The organism is Armatimonas sp., from assembly GCF_043760365.1.
In the GTDB taxonomy this organism is placed as follows: Bacteria; Armatimonadota; Armatimonadia; order Armatimonadales; family Armatimonadaceae; genus Armatimonas.
In genome coordinates, this window is sequence record NZ_JAYUPA010000686.1 from 1 (window position 1) to 3,827 (window position 3,827).

At 61.2% G+C, this 3,827-nt stretch carries 3 protein-coding genes and 1 tRNA gene; all 4 read left to right on the top strand.

Translation table 11 applies throughout. The features are described from left to right. The first annotated feature begins 307 nt into the window (after positions 1–307). Positions 308–394: transfer RNA gene (locus tag ACH2EH_RS15960), tRNA-Ser, on the top strand. A gap of 46 nt (positions 395–440) precedes the next feature. Then, positions 441–1,403: an alcohol dehydrogenase catalytic domain-containing protein gene (locus tag ACH2EH_RS15965; RefSeq protein WP_395143092.1), complete on the top strand. Its 963-nt coding sequence runs from the start codon at positions 441–443 to the stop codon at positions 1,401–1,403. Between the two features lie 79 nt (positions 1,404–1,482). Next, on the top strand, positions 1,483–2,928 hold the full coding sequence (locus ACH2EH_RS15970; protein WP_395143094.1) for a polysaccharide biosynthesis tyrosine autokinase: 1,446 nt from the start codon (positions 1,483–1,485) through the stop codon (positions 2,926–2,928). An 18-nt stretch (positions 2,929–2,946) separates the two neighbouring features. Further along, positions 2,947–3,827: zinc-binding dehydrogenase (locus ACH2EH_RS15975; RefSeq protein ID WP_395143095.1), on the top strand; the 881-nt coding region annotated here is incomplete at its 3' end.

A 3,827-nucleotide genomic window follows, 5' to 3' on the forward strand; every position in this document is an offset into this window, starting at 1 on the left:
GTGGCAAGCGCCAGTGACACCGTTGTGCGCCTCCCCATGGCGCCGAGCACCGGTGCGGACTCCTACAATGTGACGGTTGCGGCGGGAATGCTCTTGTACGAAGCGATCAGAAATGTCTCGCCTTGATTTATCGCCCCCATTCACGCGCCCAGAGGGCACCCGGTCTTTTTGTCCTCATACTTCGGACACGAAGGACGTACCGCCCATGGGAGATTCTTATGGCCCGGAGGGCCTTTGTGTCGGCGAAGCCGTCAATAAGACGCCCCCGTTTATGGGGGCGATTCGCATGATAAAATAGCATCGGCGCGGAGAGGTGAGCGGAATGGTATCGCCACCGCCTTGAAAGCGGTCTCACCCCTGAACGGGTGTGCGGGTTCGAATCCTGTCCTCTCCGCCTTTTCTTTTGGTTCTTCCCCCCTCTTCTCCTGTAAAATTGCTTCATGAAAGTCAACGCGGTCGTTGCGACAAAGCCTTGGGTGGTTGAAGTGCAAGAGCTGACACTTGTGGAGCCTGGCCCGGAGGAAGTGGTAGTGCGAGTCACGCACTCCTGGATCAGCCCCGGCACCGAGGGCTCGTTTATTCGAGGGGAGCGCCTCGCTGGGGACACACCGCTCGCGCCGGATGATCCGTCGCCGTTTCCTCTCGTGACGGGCTATCAAAAAGTGGGTGTGGTCACCTGGGTCGGGGAGAATGTTAAAAACTTCGCCATTGGGGAGCGTGTTTTTGCGAGCGTCTCGCGCACCGACGGGCTCTTTTTTAGCCACGGTGGCCATGTCTCGCCCGCGATTACGTCCGCCTCGCAGCTCTGGAAACTCCCGGATGGCCCACTTCCTATCGAGGCATTTTCGGGCCTCGTGCTAACCCAAGTGGGCTACAACTGCGGCATCCGCCCGAGTCTCGCGCCCGGCGACGGTGCGATAGTGATCGGGGATGGCTTAGTGGGCCAGTGGGCCGCGCAGACTCTGGCGGAGCGCGGCGCAGTGGTCACACTACTGGGGCGACACCCGGAGCGCTTAGAAAAATTCACGCGTGGCATCGGCACAACGGAGCATGAGAGCCTTGCCAAAGGCCAGAGTATTATGGTGGATACGGTAGGTGACTTAGAGACCGTCTACGCCCTACTGCCCAAGCTCCGTCGCGACGCCCACTTTGTCTCCGCTGGGTTCTACGGCCATGACGGTAAGATTGACCTACAGCGCCTGCGCAACCAGGAAATCACGGTTCACACGCCCTCAGGCTGGACGACGCCCCGCATGGATGCGACAGTAGACTGGGTCGCGCAGGGCAAGCTCACCACACTGCCACTCATCACGCACCGCTTCCCCGTTGCCGACGCCGCCGAGGCGTTCGATCTCTTTCTCCACCGCCGCGAGCCGTCACTGGGGATCTTGTTGGACTGGTAGATTCATCTGATTTGTTATTTTTTCGGATCAACCCAACCGTTTGAGCACCGTAGCACACTGTATAAGTGAAAGCCCGTACATGAGCAAGGACAAACAGGAGCGCGAGCGATTGGAGCGGTTTCGCCGGGGCGAGCCGGGAGCATTCGACGATCTGTACGAAGTGTACGGGCCGCGTCTCTACCTGTTCGGGCTGCGCCTTAGTGGGAAACCCGCCGATGCCGAAGACCTGAAACAGGATGTGTTTGTCGCGGCCTATCGGAGCCTGCACCGCTTCGAAGGAAGGTCTTCCCTCACGACCTATCTCTATAAAATCGCCCTCTATCGCTGGGGGCAGCTACGGGACACTTCGCGGCCTGAGCTGGTCGGCTGGGATGAGACGCAGGAGGGATCTGTGGTGACCCCAGACCCATCCTCTCAGTTGCATACCCGTCTGGAGCTGAGGGCCGCCTTAGACACCCTCTCCGATGCGCAGCGTGCTGCCTTTCTGCTGGTGAAGGCGGATGGGTTTACCTGCGCCGAGGCGGCGCAGATGCTCGATATTCCCGTCGGAACCGTGAAGTACCAGGTGCATGAGGCGTTGCGGCACCTGCGGCTACAGCTTGGTGGCAAGGAAGTAGCGCAACGCAAAGAAACCCCACCCGTGGTGGTAAAGGAGGTTGTGAAGACAACTATGGACAACTCAGAGATTTTCGCTGACTTTGAAGAGACGGAGCGCGTGCTGGGGGTGCCCGTGCTGGGGCTGATCCCGCTGATTTCGGAGCCTGGGTTGCGCCTGCTGCGCGACGTCAGCACGTTCTCAGTCTTGACGGAGTCGTACCGGTCGCTGCGTACGCTTCTGAGATTCCGCAAGGACACGCCTCTGCGGACGCTCGTGGTCGCCTCTTCTGTCCCCGCTGAAGGTAAGTCTACGGCTGTGGCAAATCTGGCCATGGCGATGGCGATGGAGAAGAAGCGCGTGATCCTGATCGACGCGGACTTGCGGCGACCGATGCAGCATAAGCTCTTTGCGATGAATGCCTCCCCGGGGCTGAGTGACGTCTTGGCAGGAACTCACTCTTTGGAGCAGGTCTTGCGCCCCACAAGTGTTGCCGGAGTCTCCCTCATCACGGCGGGTTCGCCCCCGCCGACGCCCACCGAGCTTCTCGGCTCCGAGGCGATGGAGAGGCTACTGGAGGAGCTGAAGCAGCGGAGTGACATTGTTCTGATAGACTCCGCGCCGGTCTTGGCCGTTTCTGATACGTGCACCTTTGCCCATGCGACGGATGGTGTGCTATTGGTGATCGGTGCAGGGGAGACAAAGAAGGCTCTTGTCCAGCGAACGATGACCTTACTGGGACGCTGCCAGGCGCAGGTGCTGGGTACGGTGCTCAATCGCGTTCCGATGCCGCATGGCCACTACTATGGCAAGTACTACGTGCCCACCGAGGAGCTGGCTGTCTCGGAGTCGAGCAAAGAGAACCAGCTCAGTCAAGACCCCCCAGTGGCACCGCGTCCACGGATACGTCGCAAGCGCACGGGGCAGTAGTCAGGGTATTACCAGAGTATGAAAATTCTACAAGCTACTGGCCCCGGCTCGGTGTTTACGATTACGGAGACTCCTCTCCCGGAGCCCGGCCCCGGCGAGGCAAGGCTGCGCATTTTGGGCGTCGCCACGTGTCCGCAGTGGGACCTACACCTGCGCCACAACGAGCCGATGTTTGTGGGGCACCAGTTTCACTACCCCTACACTCCCGGCCAGCCTGGCCACGAGGCCACGGGCATTGTTGATGCCCTTGGCCCCGACACGGTGGGTCTTACTCTGGGCGAGCGCGTGAGTGTCTGGCGCGATGCGGGGCATAGTGTCCCCGGCTGCTACGCTGAGCAAGTCATCCGCCCGGTCGAGCACCTGATCCGTGTCCCGGCGCACCTCCCCCCCGCCGCCACCGCGCCCGTCGAGCTGGCGATGTGCGTGAGCGCCAGCTTTCTGCGCCTGCGTCAGCTAAACGCCTTCCCCTGCACCCGTTTTGGCATCAGTGGCCTCGGCCCCGCCGGTCTCATCGCCGCGCAGCTTGCGAGGGCGGAGGGCGCAAAAGAAATTATCGCCTGGGACTTGAGCGCGGCACGCCGCACCTATGCCCTAGAGCGCGGTATCGTGGACACCGCCCTTGACCCGCGCGAGCAGATGACACCGCCGCCCGCGCCTGTCGAAGTTGCGCTTGATTGCGTGGGGGCGAAGGCAAGCGTGGAGTTCTTGATGGATCGTACGCACGGCATCCTTGCGCTCTTTGGTGTCCAGCGCGAGCCTTATACGTTTGAGGTTCGCCACTACAGCAAGCTCACTCTCGCAGGCTATCCCGGCCACTCCCGCACCGCCGCCGAGTACGCCGTTGCAAAAATCACCGAAGGCACGCTGGATCTCTCTTGCCTCATCACGCACACGCTTCC